The sequence below is a fragment of the Aromatoleum anaerobium genome (genome assembly GCF_012910705.2).
Lineage (GTDB): Bacteria > Pseudomonadota > Gammaproteobacteria > Burkholderiales > Rhodocyclaceae > Aromatoleum > Aromatoleum anaerobium.
In genome coordinates, this window is sequence record NZ_WTVG02000001.1 from 25,183 (window position 1) to 40,633 (window position 15,451).

Genomic DNA, 15,451 nt, shown 5'->3' on the forward strand with positions numbered 1-15,451 from the left:
AGGCGGATAACCATCAAAAGCAGGTTTCCGTATGGTAGCGGATGGCGACAGGGTTTTCCGCACAATTTTGAGGCCACCCAGAGCATGGTGCACGGGACTGTTGCAGATATGTCGCAAAACACTTGTTTTCCGTCATGCTGACAGCATCGAGCCGCATGCACTCAACACTAGTTTGGGCTACAATGTAGCTCATAAACCAGGAGGATCAAATCATGTCTGCAAACGCAGTAGTCCGTGCCCGCATCGACGAGCACATCAAGGAAGAAGCCACCGCCGTCCTGGCGGCGATGGGGCTGACCGTGTCCGACGCTTTCCGCATCCTGCTGACCCGCGTCGCCCGCGAGAAAGCCTTGCCATTCGAGCCGCTGGTGCCGAACGCCGCCACCATAGAGGCGATGAAGGAAGCGCGCCGAGGCGGCTTGAAGTCGTTCGCCACGGTGGAGGATCTGATGGCGGACCTGAATGCGGACGATTGAGCAGACCGGCCAGTTCAGGCGCGACTACAAGCGCGAAGCCAAGGGCCCGCATCGGCAAACATTGCAAAGCGATTTCGTCACCATCGTCACAACCCTGGCGAATGACCAGCCACTGGCCGAGAAGCACCATGACCATTCGCTCAGCGGGGACTGGAAGGACCACCGGGATTGCCACGTCAGGCCGGACCTGGTCCTGATCTACAGAAAACCGGACGACAGCGTGCTGCAGCTCGTCCGTCTCGGCTCGCACAGCGAACTCGGCCTGTGACCGGTTGATTCCCTTTGGAGAGTGCTGCCGCGCCGCTTCGGCCCGTCGATGATCCCGGGTGGCGTTCTTGATCTGCATCATCTAAAAGACAACGTAGGTGGCCAGCATCCGAAAAGCAAGTAGGTACCAAACGGTAACCAATCAGGAGAAGAAGCATGAACGATCGCGGCAAACCCAGACCACCACCTCCCGAGGATTGTCCGCTCGAGCGCTACCTCAACGTCGTTTCGGGCGCCTGGGTGCCGCGCATCCTTTGGTATCTGCGCCTGGGGGCGCGCCGGTATGGCGACCTGAGGCGCGATTTGAAGTCGATATCGGGGAAGGTGCTAACGGTGATTGCGATGGCCGCCACCCCTGATGATGAAAGAGAATTCGGGGTGGAAGGAGGCGGGAAGAGGTCGCGCAATTTTTTGGCGGCTCGACCCCGCAAGCTAACGTGACCCGCCGAACTGACTCGTACCCCGGATTGCTTCCATAGAGAGCGCACGTTAAACAGGCCGTCGGCGACTTGTCGCCTTCAGGCACTTTCAGTTCTGGCACCCGCCCCCTTCCACTGTTGAGTGTAATTCGACGGGAGATGGCATGGAACTGGTAGCGCTACACAAACGAGTCATCGGACTGGATGTGCATCAGGCGCAAATTACGGCCTGCGCGATCCTCGAAGAGGCCGACGGCACGACGCGTATCGAACAGCGGCAATTCGGTGCGTTCAAACGCGATCGGCGCGCACTGGCCGACTGGGCGGCATCGCTTGCTCCCGATCAGGTGGTGATGGAGAGCACGGGCATCTACTGGAAGAGCCCGTATGCCGCACTGGAAGCGGTGGGCATCCGTGGGCAAGTGGTCAATGCCCGGCACGTCAAGAATGTTCCCGGACGCAAGACCGATGTCGGCGATGCGCAATGGTTGGCGACGCTCTCGCGTGCCGGATTGCTGCGCGGTTCGTTCGTGCCGCCGGCACGGCTGCGTGAGTTGCGTCTGATTTCGCGGCAGCGGCAGAAACTGGTGGGTCTGCTGGCCTCCGAGAAGAACCGCCTGCACAAGGTGCTGACCGACGGCGGCATCCGCCTGGGCGTGGTGGTGAGCGATCTGCATGGTCAGTCGGCACGCGCCATGGTCAAGGCCATCATCGAAGGGCACTCGCCGAACGAGGTGCTGAAGTTCGCCAGTCGGCGACTCAAGGCCAGTCGCGAGGAAATCTTCGATGCCTTGCAGGGGGAACTGACCGACAGCCATCGCTTCGTGCTCGATGAACTGATGCACCATGTCGAGGAGATCGAGGCGCGCATTGCGCGCTTCGATGCGCGACTTCTGGATGGACTGCAGGACGAACGAAACGCGCTCGCCTTGCTGCAAACCCTGCCCGGCGTCGATCTGATCGGCGCAGCCATGCTGCTGGTGGAAATTGGCACCGATATGGAGGCATTCGGCTGCGCGGATCGGCTGACGTCCTGGGTCGGCATCTGCCCGGGCAACAATGAGTCGGCGGGCAAGCGCAAATCCGGACGCGTTCGCAAGGGCAACCTCTATGTCCGACGCCTGCTCTGCGAGTTCGCTCATGCCGCCAGCCGCACCAAATCGGCCTTGCAGTCGAAGTTCCAGTCGCTCATCGTTCGCCGCGGCCACAAACGCGCCATCGTCGCCTTGGCACACAAGATTCTGCGCACCATCTACTTCATGCTCAAACGTGGCGAACACTACCGGGATTCAGCCACCGACTATGAGGCGCTTTCCGTTCAACGCAACGCTCCACGCTGGATCAAGGCTCTGACTCGCTTCGGCTTCATTCGCGCAGCCGCCTGATTCACCCGCCCTTCCACCCCATGACCTTCAGCGGTCAGGCGCGCGCTCGTCTCGGATGTGGGCTCTTTCACGTTAACCGAAAAGCTGCGTGCGCTTGAATCCGACGGGTTGGTCGTACGACGCGTGATCGACTCATCTCCACCGCAGGTCGAATATTCGCTCAGTCCGCGCGGAACCGCCTTCGAGCCTGTCTTTGAAGCCATGGTGAAGGTTTCGGCCGAGCTTGAGCGACTCGACGCAATCGAGGTGTCGGACCTACCGGTACTGGCCGACAATGACGCGCCATAGAAGCTGTTCATCCCGCCCACGAGGGATACTTGGCAATGCCCCGCCAGCTTCCAGGGACGGAAGACGGTTCAACCCGTGCAGCGGTCGTGGGGCGGGCGCGCAGCATGGCCAGCGACCGGAGTGGGTCAATGGCGGACGAGAGGTTTAAATGGCGGCAGGTGAAGGAGCTAAGACGACCCCCTATTCACCAGATGGCGCCTGGTGACACGACTGCTGGTTCTACGCCCAATAGTAGCGTTGAGACGCTTAACCAATAGAGCTCAAACGTTAGCTAACAAGACAGCCGTCAACGCCTGCTCTGCCGCTGCGGCAGCATGGATCGCCGTGGTGTCGAACAGCGGAACGCTCGCGTCCTGCTCGCGCACCAGCATCGAAATCTCCGTGCAGCCGAGGATGATGCCTTCCGCACCGCGCTCGACCAAGCGCTGCATCACGTCGCGATAGGCCTGACGTGAGGTCTCCTCGATGCGTCCCAGACAGAGCTCCTCGTAAATCACCCGATGCACGAGTCCGCGGTCGTCCGGCTCGGGGATCAGCACCTCGATGCCATGCTGCCCGACCAAGCGGCCACGATAGAAGTCCTGCTCCATCGTGAATCGCGTGCCGAGCAGACCGATGCGGGACAAGCCCGCCCCGCGAATGGCGGCCGCGGTCGGGTCGGCGATGTGCAGCAGCGGAATCTTCACGGCCGATTCGATGGCCGGCGCGACCTTGTGCATGGTGTTGGTACACAACACGACGAAATCCGCGCCGGCACGCTCGAGCGCCTGCGCGGCATCGGCGAGCAAGGCGCCGGCCGCATCCCAATCACCGCGGTGCTGCAGCCGCTCGATCTCGGCGAAATCGACGCTGTACAGCACGATCTTCGCCGAGTGCAGCCCGCCAAGCCGGGCTTTCACGGTTTCGTTGATCTGGCGGTAATAGGGGACGGTGGATTCCCAACTCATGCCGCCGAGGAGACCGATGGTTTTCATGAGGAGCTTGATTTGGGAGGATTCAGATGGCACATGATGACATGGCGATCATTACTGGTGATTGTGCGGTGGGTAACAGACGCTGCGCCCGTCCTCCATATTACGGAGTTCGACGTGTGGAAGAACAGGATTTCGCCAGAAAACGGGAGGGCTCCTGGGAGTGATCCGGTCATGTTCAAGTCGGGAGTGGCTTCGAGCGTGGTGTCTGGCCAGGGTGGAAGACTGATGCTCCGAAGCGCCCGTACCGCCACGATCGTCACCGCAAAGCGCAGACGCACCACCAAGTTCTCCGTCCGTCATTGCGGCGACCGAGCGATGCCCGCGGCAACAAGCGCCGCAAGATCCGGCTCGCAGAAGTTCTCCGGCGTGGCATCGAGCTCGGAAATGCTGCGGGGAAAGGCGAAAAGGCAGGCATCGCTCGACGCGTATCCCATGAGTCGGGCGGTGTTCTTTGCGATCAGCTTGAACACGCGTTGGGCGGTGCGGTCAGTGAGTTGCTGCAGCCTTGCAAGCGAAACGATCGAAAGGTGAAACGGCGTACTCGTATCTCCTGCACTGGCTGCAAAGTTGAAACGCGCCGGTTTCATTTGCATGTCGTCGGCAATCACGACGAAGCGCACGACAGTTCCGTCCCGTCGCCAGTCGATGCTGCCGATCAATGCATCGAGTAGTGGACGCGCATCCATGAGCCCGAATGTTGGCCGGAAAGGCTCGAGATCCATCTTGGTCGGGATCGTCACGATCGGTGGCGCAAGGCTGCCCTGCAGGCGCGCTACCAGTTTCGGAACAAAGCGTTGATCGGCGATCTCTTCGTGGATGTGAATGGCAACCGCCGTCGGACGCAAAGTGCGGCCGGCAGCATGGTCGTCGGCCAGACTGGATCCGGTAGCCAGGAACGACAGCAACATGCCCATCACAAGTCGGTTGCACCTTGTCGGCTTTGATTTCTTCGGCATAATCCGGAGCAGATCTTAATCGGCGGGCAACGCATGCAGCATAGCTACAATTTCGACCTCGTGCTCGGCCACCCCCGCCTTCTGCAGCAGGGCTCGGACATGACGACCGATGCACGCTGGGCAGCGGATGAGAGCCCCGAAGCGTGCGCGGCCCTATCCGTGCGTGCGCGTGAAACCGTCGAACGATTGACGAAGGAGCTTGCCGATCTGCAGCCATTGCCGGTGGAGGCAGAAGAAGTACCGGATGTGCTCGGCCGCGTTCAGGACCCGGAAGTTTCCATCCGACGCCTGCATCGTTTCGCGCGCTTGGTGGGGTCGTCTCAGAAAACGGAAAATAAAGCACGCTAAGCCGGTTGCAGCGGCCGTAGCGTCCTGAACTTGCCCGCGCCGATCTTGGCGCTGCTGCGCCAGAGGTAATCGCCCGTCAGGTTGATGTGCTCCCAGCCCAGCGGCGACAGGTATTGCAGCAAAGCGACATCGTGACCGTTGATAGCCTTCGTAGCCCACTCCAGATAGACCGTGTTGAACTAAACCGCTTGCGCGGTGGCAGGTGCGCGATGCACTGAACATCGCCATCTTGCTCGCCGACCACTCCTTTCGACCGGTTTTCCGAGCAATTTTCGTCGCCTGATCGATCCTGAAACCGGGAATGTTCCCGACATCTTCAGGAGACGATCATGTCCGACTTACGCCAACGAATGGACCAGGCGATGGTGCTGCGCGGCTTCTCAAAGCGCACCCGCGAGTGCTACCTGCGCTGCGTGGCGGGGCTGGCGCGCCACTACCATTGCCCGCCGGATCGGCTCGACGCGGCCCAGATCCAGGCCTATCTGCTGTACCTGATCGAGGAGCGCAAGCTCGCCTACGCCTCGGTCAATCAGGCCAATTGCGCGATTCGCTTCCTGTTCGCGCGGGTGCTCGGGCGCGAATCGGGGGTTTTCGAGATTCCGATGGCCAAGGTGCCCAAGCGGCTACCCCAGATCCTCACCCGCGAGGAAGTGGTGCGGCTGCTGGCGGCGGCCCGCAACGAACGCGCCCGCACCGTGCTGACGACGGCCTATGCGGCCGGTTTGCGGGTGTCCGAGCTTTGCGCGCTGGAACTCTCCGATATCGAGTCGGCCTCGGATCGGATGTGCCTGAAGGTGCGGCAGGCCAAGGGCGGCAAGGACCGCTACACGCTGCTCAGCCCGCGGCTGCTCGAAGTCCTGCGCCATTACTGGCGCCTGTACCGGCCGGGGCGCTGGCTGTTTCCGAACAGCGCCGGCGACGGACCGATGGGCGTGGAAACGGCCCAGCGCATGTACTGGGCCGCCCGCGATGCGGCCGGGATCGCTCCGGGCGGTGGCATCCATTCGCTGCGCCACGCCTTCGCCACCCATCTGCTCGAAGCCGGCGTCGATCTGCCGACCCTCCAGCGCCTGCTCGGACACGGCCACGTCACCACGACGATGCGCTACCTGCATCTGGCGCGCTCACGCCTGACCGGCACGACCTCGCCGCTCGAACTGCTCGACCCGCGCTGAGCGCCCGATGCGCCCGGCCGGCCTGGCCGAGGTGCTCGACGCCTTCGGCCCGGCCTATCTCGCCACCCGGCCACTGCCGCGCGGCGGCGCGAAGGTCTGGCGGGCGATTTGCGTCTGCCGCACCGCGGCCCTCGGCGGGCATCTGGAAGCCTGCGACGCATGCGGGCAGCGCCGCCACGTCTATCATTCGTGCCGCAACCGCCACTGTCCGCAATGCCAGACACGGGCGAAGGAAGCCTGGCTCGCCGCCCGGCGCCGGGAAGTGCTGCCGGTACCGTACTTTCACCTCGTCTTCACGCTGCCGCACGCGCTCAACGGTCTGATCGCCGCCCGCCCGAGAGCGCTTTATGAACTCCTCTTCGCCAGCGTCGCCGCGACGCTCACCGAGTTCGCCGCCAGCGCCCGCCACCTGGGCGGCCGGCCGGCCTTCTCGCTCGTGCTGCACACCTGGACGCAGGATCTGCGCCGCCACGTTCACGTCCATGCCCTCGTTGCCGGCGGCGCGCTGACGGCGGACGGGGCATGGATCCGGCCGAAGAAGGGCTTCCTGTTTCCGGTGCGTGCGCTCTCGCGCGTCTTCCGCGGCAAGTTCGTCGCCGGCCTCGACGGCCTGCGCCAGGGCGGACGCTGGCCGGCCGGTGCCGACTGGACGCACCTCAAGGCGCGGCTCTACGCCCACGACTGGGTGGTCTACGCCAAACAGCCGCTCGGCGGCCCCGAAGCCGTCCTCGAGTACCTGGGTCGCTACACGCACCGGGTCGCCATCTCGAACGAGCGCATCGTCGGCATCGACGGCGATGAAGTCGCCTTCCGCGTGCGGGCCGATGCCGGCAGCGGCAAGAAGCGGACGCTGCGGCTGCCGGGCGGCGAGTTCATCGAGCGGTTCTTGCTGCATGTGCTGCCCCCCGGGTTCAAGCGCATTCGCCATTACGGGCTACTCTCGCCGGCATGCAAGCGATCCGGACTGGCGGCCGCGCGGACCGCGCTCGACGTGCCGGCGCCGTCACCGATCGCCGCCGAATCGGTCGCCGATTTCCTGCGCCGCGTGGCGCGCATCGAGCACGAGCGCTGTCCCTGCTGCAGCAGCGGACAGATGCACGTGGTGGCCGTCATCCCGCCGGCGCCGCGGGCGCTTCACTTGCGAGGCCCTCCGTGAGGACGGCGGCAGGCCCACCGCCGATTCAACTTCCGGGCGCGCCGGCGTGCGCTCGCGGCGGCACTCGCCCTGACCTCGGCGCGGCATTTCCTGTCCGGCCTTGCCGTCACGACGTCCGTTCGACGGCTGCCGCTGCCCGAGGCCAGATTGCCCGCCTCGCATGCCCGAAAGATCGCTCGCCGCATGCCAAAGGATTGACGCCGCAGCTTCGCCGCTTACAATCCCCATAGCATCCGCCGTCGCGGCGGTTCAGTCCAACGAGGTTTATCCGCCGCTATGCCGCCTTGCCTTCCTCCCACTTTGCCGCTGCGGCGGATAAACGCTATTCGTTCCACAGCACGATGGCGGCCGTCACCAAGTTGAGGCCGCTGGCCCGGTAGCGCTGCTGCTCGAAGCTGCGGTCGCGGATTTCGCCCAGACGGTTGAAGAACACGGCGCAGGCCAGCGCGTTGCGTGCCTCGCCCTTGTTCAGCCCGGCATGCACGCGGCGGCGCAGCTCGACGCTTTGCAGCCAGTCCAGAATGAACAGCGTGCGCTCGATGCGCCCCAGCTCGCGCAGGGCCACGGCCAGGCCGTTCTGGCGCGGGTAGCTGCCGAGCTTTCTGAGCATCACCGGCGCCGACTCGGATGATCGAACGCATGTCGCTCACCATCGCCTCGAAACAGCTCGCATCGTTCCAGCGCCGAAACTGCAGCATTTGACAGATGAACCGGGATTACCTAAACACGAGCCTGCTGCTCTAGCCCGAAGCTCCTGTCCCGGGGAGCTGGAGGATTGATGCGCTGCGGATTAGTGATAGCCGATGCCCATCACGTAATCGCGCAGGAGCGTCCCTTCGTACTCCTCTTCGGCCATCAACGCCCGCAATGCGTCACGGGCGTTGATGACTCCTACCGGCGTGTAATTCTCGTCGACGACCGGGATGTGCACGAAGCCGCGTTGCTGCATCATCGACAAGACATCGGGTAAGCAGTCGGTCGGGTGGCAGGAGGTGACCTCCTGAGTCATTACGTCAGCAGCCCGGGTCCTGCAAGCGTTGCCGCAACATCCGCCGATCAGCCGGACTATGTTCGTTTTCGTGATGACTCCCGCCATTGCCCCATCGGGACCACAAACGACGACAAGGCTGATCTGCGTGTCCGCAAGCAGCTTCGCGATGTCCATGAGTAAGGCATCGACACCGACGATTACCAGGCGCGAACGTGCAACGTCTCCTATGCTGCTGACCAGCTTCGTATTCATGACCCTTACTTCTCCTATTCAGGGCAAATCCTATTAAATTGCTTGCATCTTCGGCCAGGAGACACGACCGCCGCGCAGGAGGCAATGGCTGCAAGGGACTGCAGGCATGCCCGAAGAGCGCGATCGCATGCGCGACGCGGTGAAGAGCCACGGCAGTCCGGGCCGGGAAAGACTTCCCGGCTCTGCCCTACCGCAGCAGGCTGCGCAGTACGTACTGCATGATTCCGCCGTGGCGATAGTAATCCGCCTCGCTGGGCGTTTCGATGCGGACGATCGCGTCGAATTCGACGTCTCCGGCCTTCACTTTCACCGTTGCCGGGGTGCCGCTCTCGTTGAGCGCCGCGACCCCGAAGATGTCGAAGTGTTCCTCTCCGCTCAGGCCCAGCGACGCGGCGTTCTCGCCGTCGGGGAACTGCAGCGGCATGACGCCCATGCCGAGCAGATTCGAGCGATGGATGCGCTCGTAGGACTCCGCGATCACCGCGTGAACGCCCAGCAGCAACGTGCCCTTGGCGGCCCAGTCGCGCGAAGATCCCGAGCCGTACTCCTTGCCGGCGAGGATGACCAACGGGATGCCGGAGGCGATATAGGAGCGCGAGGCGTCGAAGATGGTCGTGACCGGCGCGTCGCTTTTCGTGAAGTCGCGCGTGTAGCCGCCCTCGGTGCCGGGGGCGAGCTGGTTGCGCAGGCGCACGTTGGCGAATGTGCCGCGGATCATCACCTCATGGTTGCCGCGACGCGAGCCGTAGGAGTTGAAGTCAGGCTGCGCCACGCCGTGAGAGAGCAGGTAGGCCGCGGCCGGGGAATTCTTCGCGATGGAGCCGGCGGGGCTGATGTGGTCGGTGGTGACCGAGTCGCCCAGAAGAGCCAGCACCCGGGCGCCAATGATGTCGGCGACCGGACGGGGCTGGCGCGGCATGTCCTGGAAATACGGCGGCTTGCGAACATAAGTCGAGGCCGGATCCCAGGCGAAGAGATCGCCTTGCGGCGTCGGCAGGGACTTCCAGCGTTCGTCGCCCGCGAACACGTCCGCGTAGCCGGCCTTGAACATGTCTGCGACGATGGACGAGTCAACCACCGCCTGGACCTCGCTCGCCGACGGCCAGACGTCCTTCAGGAAGACGTCCCCGTCGTCGCGGCCCTTGCCGAGCGGCTCCTGGAACAGGTCGATATCCATCGTGCCCGCGAGCGCGTAGGCGACCACCAGCGGCGGCGACATCAGGTAGTTCATCTTGACTTCGGCGTGGATGCGGCCTTCGAAGTTGCGGTTGCCCGAGAGCACCGACACGACCGACAGGTCATGCTGCCTGATGGCGTCGCTCACCTCGGGAATCAGCGGTCCCGAGTTGCCGATGCAGGTCGTGCAGCCGTAGCCGACGAGGTTGAAGCCGAGGGCTTCGAGGTAGCGGGTGAGGCCGGCGCGCTCGTAGTAGTCCATGACGACCCTCGAGCCGGGGGCGAGGCTGGTCTTCACCCACGGCTTGCGGGTGAGCCCCTTCTCGACCGCCTTCTTCGCCAGAAGGGCCGCTGCGAGCATCACCGTCGGGTTCGAGGTATTGGTGCAGGAGGTGATCGCCGCGATCACGACCGAACCATGATCGATCTCGCACTTGGTGCCGTCGGCCAGCGTGACCGATACCGGCTCGCGCGAGCGACCGCCGTCGGGCGGCGCCTCGGCGAGGTGATCACTCGGGGAAGGCGAGCGGACCGCCGAGTCTTCGTAGGCCGGCGGATCCGAAGCCGGGAAGGATTCGGCGACCGCGTTATCGTATCCCTGCTGCTTTTGCTCCGGCTCGTGAATGAACGTCGCCAGCGCGCCGTGGAACGCTTCCTTCGCTTCGAAGAGGGGGACGCGGTCCTGCGGGCGCTTGGGTCCGGCGATCGAGGGAATCACCGTGGACAGGTCGAGTTCGAGCAGCTCCGAGTAGCGCGGCTCGGCGTGCGGGTCGTGCCAGAGCCCTTGCGCCCTGGCGTAGGCCTGCACGAGATCGATCTGCTCGGCCGAACGCCCGGTCAGTTCGAGATAGCGGAGCGTTTCGTCGTCGATCGGAAAGATCGAAACTGTGGAGCCGTACTCGGGGCTCATGTTGCCGATCGTGGCGCGATTGGCCAACGGCACCGCGCTCACGCCGGGGCCGTAGAACTCGACGAACTTGCCGACCACGCGGTGTCGGCGAAGCATCTCGGTGATGGTCAGGACGAGATCGGTGGCCGTGGCGCCTTCGGGCAGCTTGCCGGTCAGCTTGAAGCCGAGCACCTGCGGAATCAGCATCGACACCGGCTGGCCGAGCATCGCGGCCTCCGCCTCGATGCCGCCCACCCCCCAGGCGACCACGCCGAGGCCGTTGACCATCGGCGTGTGCGAGTCGGTGCCTACGCAGGTGTCGGGATACGCAGTCGTTGCGCCGTTCTCCTCCCGGGTGAAGATCACGCGGGCGAGGTGCTCGAGGTTCACCTGGTGGACGATGCCGGTGCCGGGCGGGACGACCTTGAAGTCGTTGAAGGCGTTCTGACCCCAGCGCAGAAACTGATACCGCTCGAGGTTGCGCTGGTACTCGATCTCGACGTTGCGTTCGAATGCTTCCGGCCGGCCGAATACATCGACGATCACCGAGTGGTCGATGACCAGCTCGACCGGCGCCAGCGGATTGATCAGCGCCGGGTCGCCGGCGAGCGCGCCCATGGCTTCGCGCATTGCAGCCAGGTCGACGACCGCGGGCACGCCGGTGAAGTCCTGCAGGATCACGCGGGCGGGCGTGAAGGCGATCTCGCGGTCGGGTTCGGCCGCAGGGTTCCATGCGGCCAGCGCCCGGATGTCGTCGGCGGTGACGTCGCCGCCGTTCTCGGTGCGCAGCAGGTTTTCGAGCAGGATCTTCAGTGCGTACGGAAGGCTCGCGACGTCGACCCCTTCGCCGCTGACCGCATCGAGCCGATGGATTTCGTAGGCTGTTTCCCCGACCTGCAATGTTCCACGGGCCCCGAAGCTGTTCTTGCTTGCCATGACGTGATCTCCTCCTGACAGGGGTCGGGGTCATGCCGACCCCCGCCTGATGTTCATACTGTACGGTTGACGAGCAACTGCTTGATTCCGGCGATCGCCTTGGCCGGATTCAGGCCCTTCGGGCAGGTGTTGGTGCAGTTCATGATGGTGTGGCAGCGATACAGGCGGAACCGATCGTCGAGATAATCGAGTCGCTCGCCGGTGGCTTCGTCGCGTGAATCGACGACCCAGCGGTAAGCCTGCAGCAGCACCGCGGGCCCGAGGAAGCGGTCCGGATTCCACCACGAGCTCGGGCAAGCCGCGGTGCAGCAGGCGCACAGAATGCACTCGTACAGGCCGTCGAGCTTCTTGCGGTCCTCAGGCGATTGCAAACGCTCGCGCGAGCCCGCCGCACTTTCGGTCTGCATCCAAGGTTTGATGGACGCGTACTGGGCATAGAAGTGCGTCAGGTCGGGTACCAGGTCCTTGACCACCGGCATGTGCGGCAGTGGATACACATCGACGTCGCCGTCCGGAAGTTCATCCAGTCCTTTGGTGCAGGCGAGTGTGTTTTCGCCATCGATGTTCATCGCGCACGATCCGCACACGCCTTCGCGGCAGGAGCGACGCAGCGTGAGCGTGGCGTCGATCTCGTTCTTGATCTTCAACAGGACGTCGAGGACCATCGGCGAACCCGTGACATCGACCTCGTAGGTATCCAGACACGGATTGCCACCGACGTCGGGATCCCAGCGATATACCCGGAAGGTGCGCAGATTCCTGCCGCCTGGTTGGGCGGCGAAATGCTTGCCTTTCTGGACCTTCGACGTCTTCGGCAGCGTGAATTCGGCCATTACTCGAACTCCGGGGGCAGGGATCAGTACACGCGCTTCGCGGGCGGGACCGGTTCGACTTCGTCGGTCATGGTGTTCGAGCGCACCGGTCGGTAATCGAAGCTGCATTCACCCTTGTCGCCGACCGTGACGAGCGTGTGTTTCATCCAGTTGACGTCGTCGCGTTCGGGAAAGTCCTCGCGTGCGTGCGCGCCGCGGCTTTCCAGGCGTTGCTCGGCCGAATGCATGGTCGCGACCGCCTGGGCAAGCAGGTTGGCCAGTTCGAAGGTTTCCACCAGATCCGTATTCCAGATCAGCGAGCGGTCGCTGACGCGGATATCGGCGAACTCGGCGTACACCTGGTCGATCCTGGTACAGCCTTCCTCGAGTGTCGTGGCGGTGCGGAACACCGCGGCATCGGTCTGCATGGTCTTTTGCATCTTCAGGCGCAGCTGCGCGGCGGGCGTACCACCGTTGGCACGGCGCAGCTTGTCGAGGCGGGTCAGCGCTGGCTCCAGCGCATCGGATGGCAGGTCGCGATGGGGGGTATCGGGCCGGATGACTTCGGCGCAGCGCTCGGCAGCCGCGCGTCCAAACACGACGATGTCCAGCAGCGAGTTGGTCCCCAGCCGGTTGGCGCCGTGCACCGAGACGCATGCAGCCTCGCCGATCGCAAACAGCCCGGGCACCACGACGTCGGGGTCATCGCCGACCTTCTGCACCACCTCGCCGTGGTGGTTGGTCGGGATGCCGCCCATGTTGTAGTGGACGGTGGGTAATACCGGGATGGGATCCTTTGTTACATCGACGCCCGCGAAAATGCGCGTGGTCTCGGAGATACCCGGAAGGCGTTCGTGCAGCACCTGAGGGCCGAGATGCGCGAGGTTCAGATACACGTGGTCGGCGTGCTCGCCGACGCCGCGACCCTCACGGATCTCCACGGTGATCGCGCGGCTGACCACGTCGCGCGAGGCCAGATCCTTGACGTGCGGCGCATAACGTTCCATGAAGCGCTCGCCGTTGGAATTGGTGAGATAACCACCTTCGCCGCGCACACCCTCGGTGATCAGACAACCCGAGCCGTAGATCCCGGTGGGGTGAAATTGCACGAACTCCATGTCCTGCAGCGCCAACCCGGCGCGCAGCGCCATGCCGCCGCCGTCACCGGTACACGTGTGCGCCGAGGTGCACGAGAAGTAGGCGCGTCCGTAACCGCCTGTGGCCAGTACGATCGCATGGCCGCGGAACAGGTGCAGCGCACCTGCATTCAGATCGATCGCGAGTACGCCGACGATGCGGCCGCTGGCCGGATCCTTGATGAGGTCGGTCGCGAAATATTCGACGAAAAACTTTGCGTCGTGTTTCAGCGCCTGCGTGTACAGGGTGTGCAGGATCGCGTGGCCGGTGCGGTCGGCCGCCGCGCAGCTGCGTTGCGCCAGACCCTCGCCGTAGCGCGTTGTCATGCCGCCGAACGGCCGCTGATAGATCTTGCCGCCCTTCGTGCGCGAGAACGGCACTCCGAAGCGCTCCAGTTCGATGACCGCCGGAATTGCCTCGCGGCACATGTATTCGACGGCATCCTGGTCGCCCAGCCAGTCGCCGCCCTTCACCGTGTCGTAGAAGTGGTAGCGCCAGTCGTCCTCGCCCATGTTGCCGAGCGCCGCCGCTACCCCGCCTTGCGCCGCTACGGTATGCGAGCGCGTCGGAAACACCTTGGTGACGCAGGCAGCGGAGAGCCCCTTGGCGGCCAACCCCATCGTTGCGCGCAGGCCCGCGCCCCCGGCGCCGACAACCACCACGTCGTACTGATGCGTTTCGACCTTGTAGCTTTCTATAGGCATGCGTGTCCCTTTTTCGAATGCGATCAGGAGGGGGGGGTGCCGGCGAGCCAGATCGCGAGCATGGCCATCACACAGGCCAGTGCGCCCAGCAGTGCGCCAAAGCGCAACGCGATCTGCAACGTCAGTTCCAGCCAGCGGATGTGCACATAGTCCTCGACGATCACCTGCAGTCCGAGCGCACCGTGCCAGAACAGGCAGCCCGCGAGCACGATCAGGAACACCGCGTTGACCGGCTGCCCGATCGTGGCCAGCACCATCGGGTAGTCGGCAGGGACCAGGTCGCCGACGAGGAAAAGGAACCAGATCGATAGCGGCACGAGCGCGACCGCGGTGGCCCGCTGCAACCACCAGTGATGCACGCCGGTCTTCGACGACCCCAGGCCGCGCGCTATCTTGAGCGGATTGCGCAGGCCCCGCTGGCCGGGATAAGCGCTCATGCCGCGCCCCCTTGCATTCGAACGATCAGCAGTACCCAGACCAGCACCGTCACGGCCACGCTGACGGCGATCACGAACCAACCGGTGGACCAGTAGACCGGGTCGTGCGTGCGATCCCGAGTAGGCGGGCCGAAGTTGTGCCCGGTGTCACGCACCAGGTGCTGGATGCCGTTACAGAGATGGAACAACAACGACCAGCTCCAGATGAACAGCAGCATCAGGCCGATCCAGCTGCTGAAGAACCCGACGAACATGCTCCATGCGGCCTCGCCGTCGGCGGCCGCGATCAGCCCCCACGTCACCAGCAGGGCGCCGAGACAGAGGAACAATCCGGTCAGCCGATGTAGCGTCGATTGCAGCATGTTGACGCGCCAGCGGTAGATACCGAGGTGTGGCGACAACGGTCGGGTATTGGGCATGGACGGGCTCCTGGTCAATATTCGCAAATCACGTTCCCCATATCAGCCGCAGCGCAAAAGGCCACATCGGCAGCTAGCCGGTAACTTAACGTGTTGTTCTGGGCCGCTCTTCTCGGGGCGGCCCTTTGTTTATGCGTGATTTGTGCCGAAGCAATAATTGCTTCAGAAAAAAGGTCGCAAACCCAAGCGGGGTGCGGCCTTCTTATGAATCAGCAACACGCGACGTTACCGGCTAGCATCGGCAGCGGGTGATG

At 63.9% G+C, this 15,451-nt stretch carries 16 protein-coding genes and 3 pseudogenes; 8 read left to right on the forward strand and 11 right to left on the reverse strand.

What is annotated here, in order from left to right; translation table 11 throughout:
* Nucleotides 1-212 precede the first annotated feature (212 nt).
* From GO606_RS00130 to GO606_RS22015, 5 genes are all read left to right on the forward strand, one after another.
* Nucleotides 213-476 (forward strand): type II toxin-antitoxin system RelB/DinJ family antitoxin, encoded by a 264-nt coding sequence (locus GO606_RS00130; protein WP_169120552.1) that lies wholly within the window; start codon nt 213-215, stop codon nt 474-476.
* Nucleotides 463-744, forward strand: coding sequence for a type II toxin-antitoxin system YafQ family toxin (locus GO606_RS00135; protein ID WP_169120553.1), 282 nt, complete (start codon nt 463-465; stop codon nt 742-744). Before GO606_RS00130 ends, GO606_RS00135 begins: the two co-directional genes overlap by 14 nt.
* Before the next feature lie 155 nt (nt 745-899).
* On the forward strand, nt 900-1,184 hold the full coding sequence (locus GO606_RS00140) for a winged helix-turn-helix transcriptional regulator (protein ID WP_169120554.1): 285 nt from the start codon (nt 900-902) through the stop codon (nt 1,182-1,184).
* 142 nt (nt 1,185-1,326) lie between these two features.
* Nucleotides 1,327-2,547, forward strand: a complete 1,221-nt coding sequence (locus GO606_RS00145) for an IS110 family RNA-guided transposase (RefSeq protein WP_246979205.1) — start codon at nt 1,327-1,329, stop codon at nt 2,545-2,547.
* A gap of 57 nt (nt 2,548-2,604) precedes the next feature.
* Nucleotides 2,605-2,835, forward strand: a complete 231-nt coding sequence (locus tag GO606_RS22015; RefSeq protein WP_425532173.1) for a winged helix-turn-helix transcriptional regulator — start codon at nt 2,605-2,607, stop codon at nt 2,833-2,835.
* 260 nt (nt 2,836-3,095) lie between these two features.
* Here the strand turns inward: GO606_RS22015 and GO606_RS00150 are convergent, their stop codons facing one another.
* Nucleotides 3,096-3,809 (reverse strand): aspartate/glutamate racemase family protein, encoded by a 714-nt coding sequence (locus GO606_RS00150; protein ID WP_169119705.1) that lies wholly within the window; start codon nt 3,807-3,809, stop codon nt 3,096-3,098.
* A 296-nt stretch (nt 3,810-4,105) separates the two neighbouring features.
* Complete coding sequence (locus GO606_RS00155; RefSeq protein ID WP_169119704.1) at nt 4,106-4,723, reverse strand: hypothetical protein; 618 nt, start codon at nt 4,721-4,723, stop codon at nt 4,106-4,108.
* 75 nt (nt 4,724-4,798) lie between these two features.
* Between GO606_RS00155 and GO606_RS00160 the strand changes: the two genes are divergently transcribed.
* Complete coding sequence (locus tag GO606_RS00160; protein WP_246979220.1) at nt 4,799-5,113, forward strand: Clp protease/crotonase-like domain-containing protein; 315 nt, start codon at nt 4,799-4,801, stop codon at nt 5,111-5,113.
* Here the strand turns inward: GO606_RS00160 and GO606_RS00165 are convergent.
* Nucleotides 5,110-5,292: pseudogene (locus GO606_RS00165) on the reverse strand (Tn3 family transposase); the annotation flags it as partial. The gene GO606_RS00160 and the pseudogene GO606_RS00165 sit on opposite strands and share 4 nt — an antisense overlap.
* A 150-nt stretch (nt 5,293-5,442) precedes the next feature.
* Here GO606_RS00165 and GO606_RS00170 point away from each other — a divergent pair.
* Complete coding sequence (locus GO606_RS00170) at nt 5,443-6,288, forward strand: tyrosine-type recombinase/integrase (protein ID WP_169119703.1); 846 nt, start codon at nt 5,443-5,445, stop codon at nt 6,286-6,288.
* 7 nt (nt 6,289-6,295) lie between these two features.
* On the forward strand, nt 6,296-7,444 hold the full coding sequence (locus tag GO606_RS00175) for an IS91 family transposase (RefSeq protein ID WP_169119702.1): 1,149 nt from the start codon (nt 6,296-6,298) through the stop codon (nt 7,442-7,444).
* Nucleotides 7,445-7,772: 328 nt separating this feature from the next.
* Here GO606_RS00175 and GO606_RS00180 read toward each other — a convergent pair.
* The 8 genes and pseudogenes from GO606_RS00180 to sdhC all read right to left on the reverse strand — a co-directional run.
* Nucleotides 7,773-8,066: pseudogene (locus GO606_RS00180) on the reverse strand (Tn3 family transposase); the annotation flags it as partial.
* Nucleotides 8,056-8,136: pseudogene (locus tag GO606_RS22020) on the reverse strand (IS5/IS1182 family transposase); the annotation flags it as partial. The pseudogenes GO606_RS00180 and GO606_RS22020, both read right to left, overlap by 11 nt.
* A gap of 98 nt (nt 8,137-8,234) precedes the next feature.
* Complete coding sequence (locus GO606_RS00185) at nt 8,235-8,687, reverse strand: CBS domain-containing protein (protein ID WP_169119701.1); 453 nt, start codon at nt 8,685-8,687, stop codon at nt 8,235-8,237.
* A 187-nt stretch (nt 8,688-8,874) separates the two neighbouring features.
* Nucleotides 8,875-11,688: an aconitate hydratase gene (acnA, locus tag GO606_RS00190; RefSeq protein ID WP_169119700.1), complete on the reverse strand. Its 2,814-nt coding sequence runs from the start codon at nt 11,686-11,688 to the stop codon at nt 8,875-8,877.
* 53 nt (nt 11,689-11,741) lie between these two features.
* On the reverse strand, nt 11,742-12,521 hold the full coding sequence (locus tag GO606_RS00195; RefSeq protein ID WP_169119699.1) for a succinate dehydrogenase iron-sulfur subunit: 780 nt from the start codon (nt 12,519-12,521) through the stop codon (nt 11,742-11,744).
* Between the two features lie 23 nt (nt 12,522-12,544).
* Entirely contained in the window at nt 12,545-14,335 is a 1,791-nt protein-coding gene (gene sdhA / locus GO606_RS00200) for a succinate dehydrogenase flavoprotein subunit (RefSeq protein WP_169119707.1), read from the reverse strand.
* Between the two features lie 29 nt (nt 14,336-14,364).
* Nucleotides 14,365-14,778: a succinate dehydrogenase, hydrophobic membrane anchor protein gene (gene sdhD / locus GO606_RS00205; protein ID WP_169119698.1), complete on the reverse strand. Its 414-nt coding sequence runs from the start codon at nt 14,776-14,778 to the stop codon at nt 14,365-14,367.
* The gene (sdhC, locus tag GO606_RS00210; protein ID WP_169119697.1) at nt 14,775-15,197 is read right to left on the reverse strand and encodes a succinate dehydrogenase, cytochrome b556 subunit; all 423 of its coding nucleotides are present in this window, start codon (nt 15,195-15,197) and stop codon (nt 14,775-14,777) included. The genes sdhD and sdhC overlap by 4 nt, the downstream gene beginning before the upstream one ends.
* Nucleotides 15,198-15,451 lie beyond the last annotated feature (254 nt).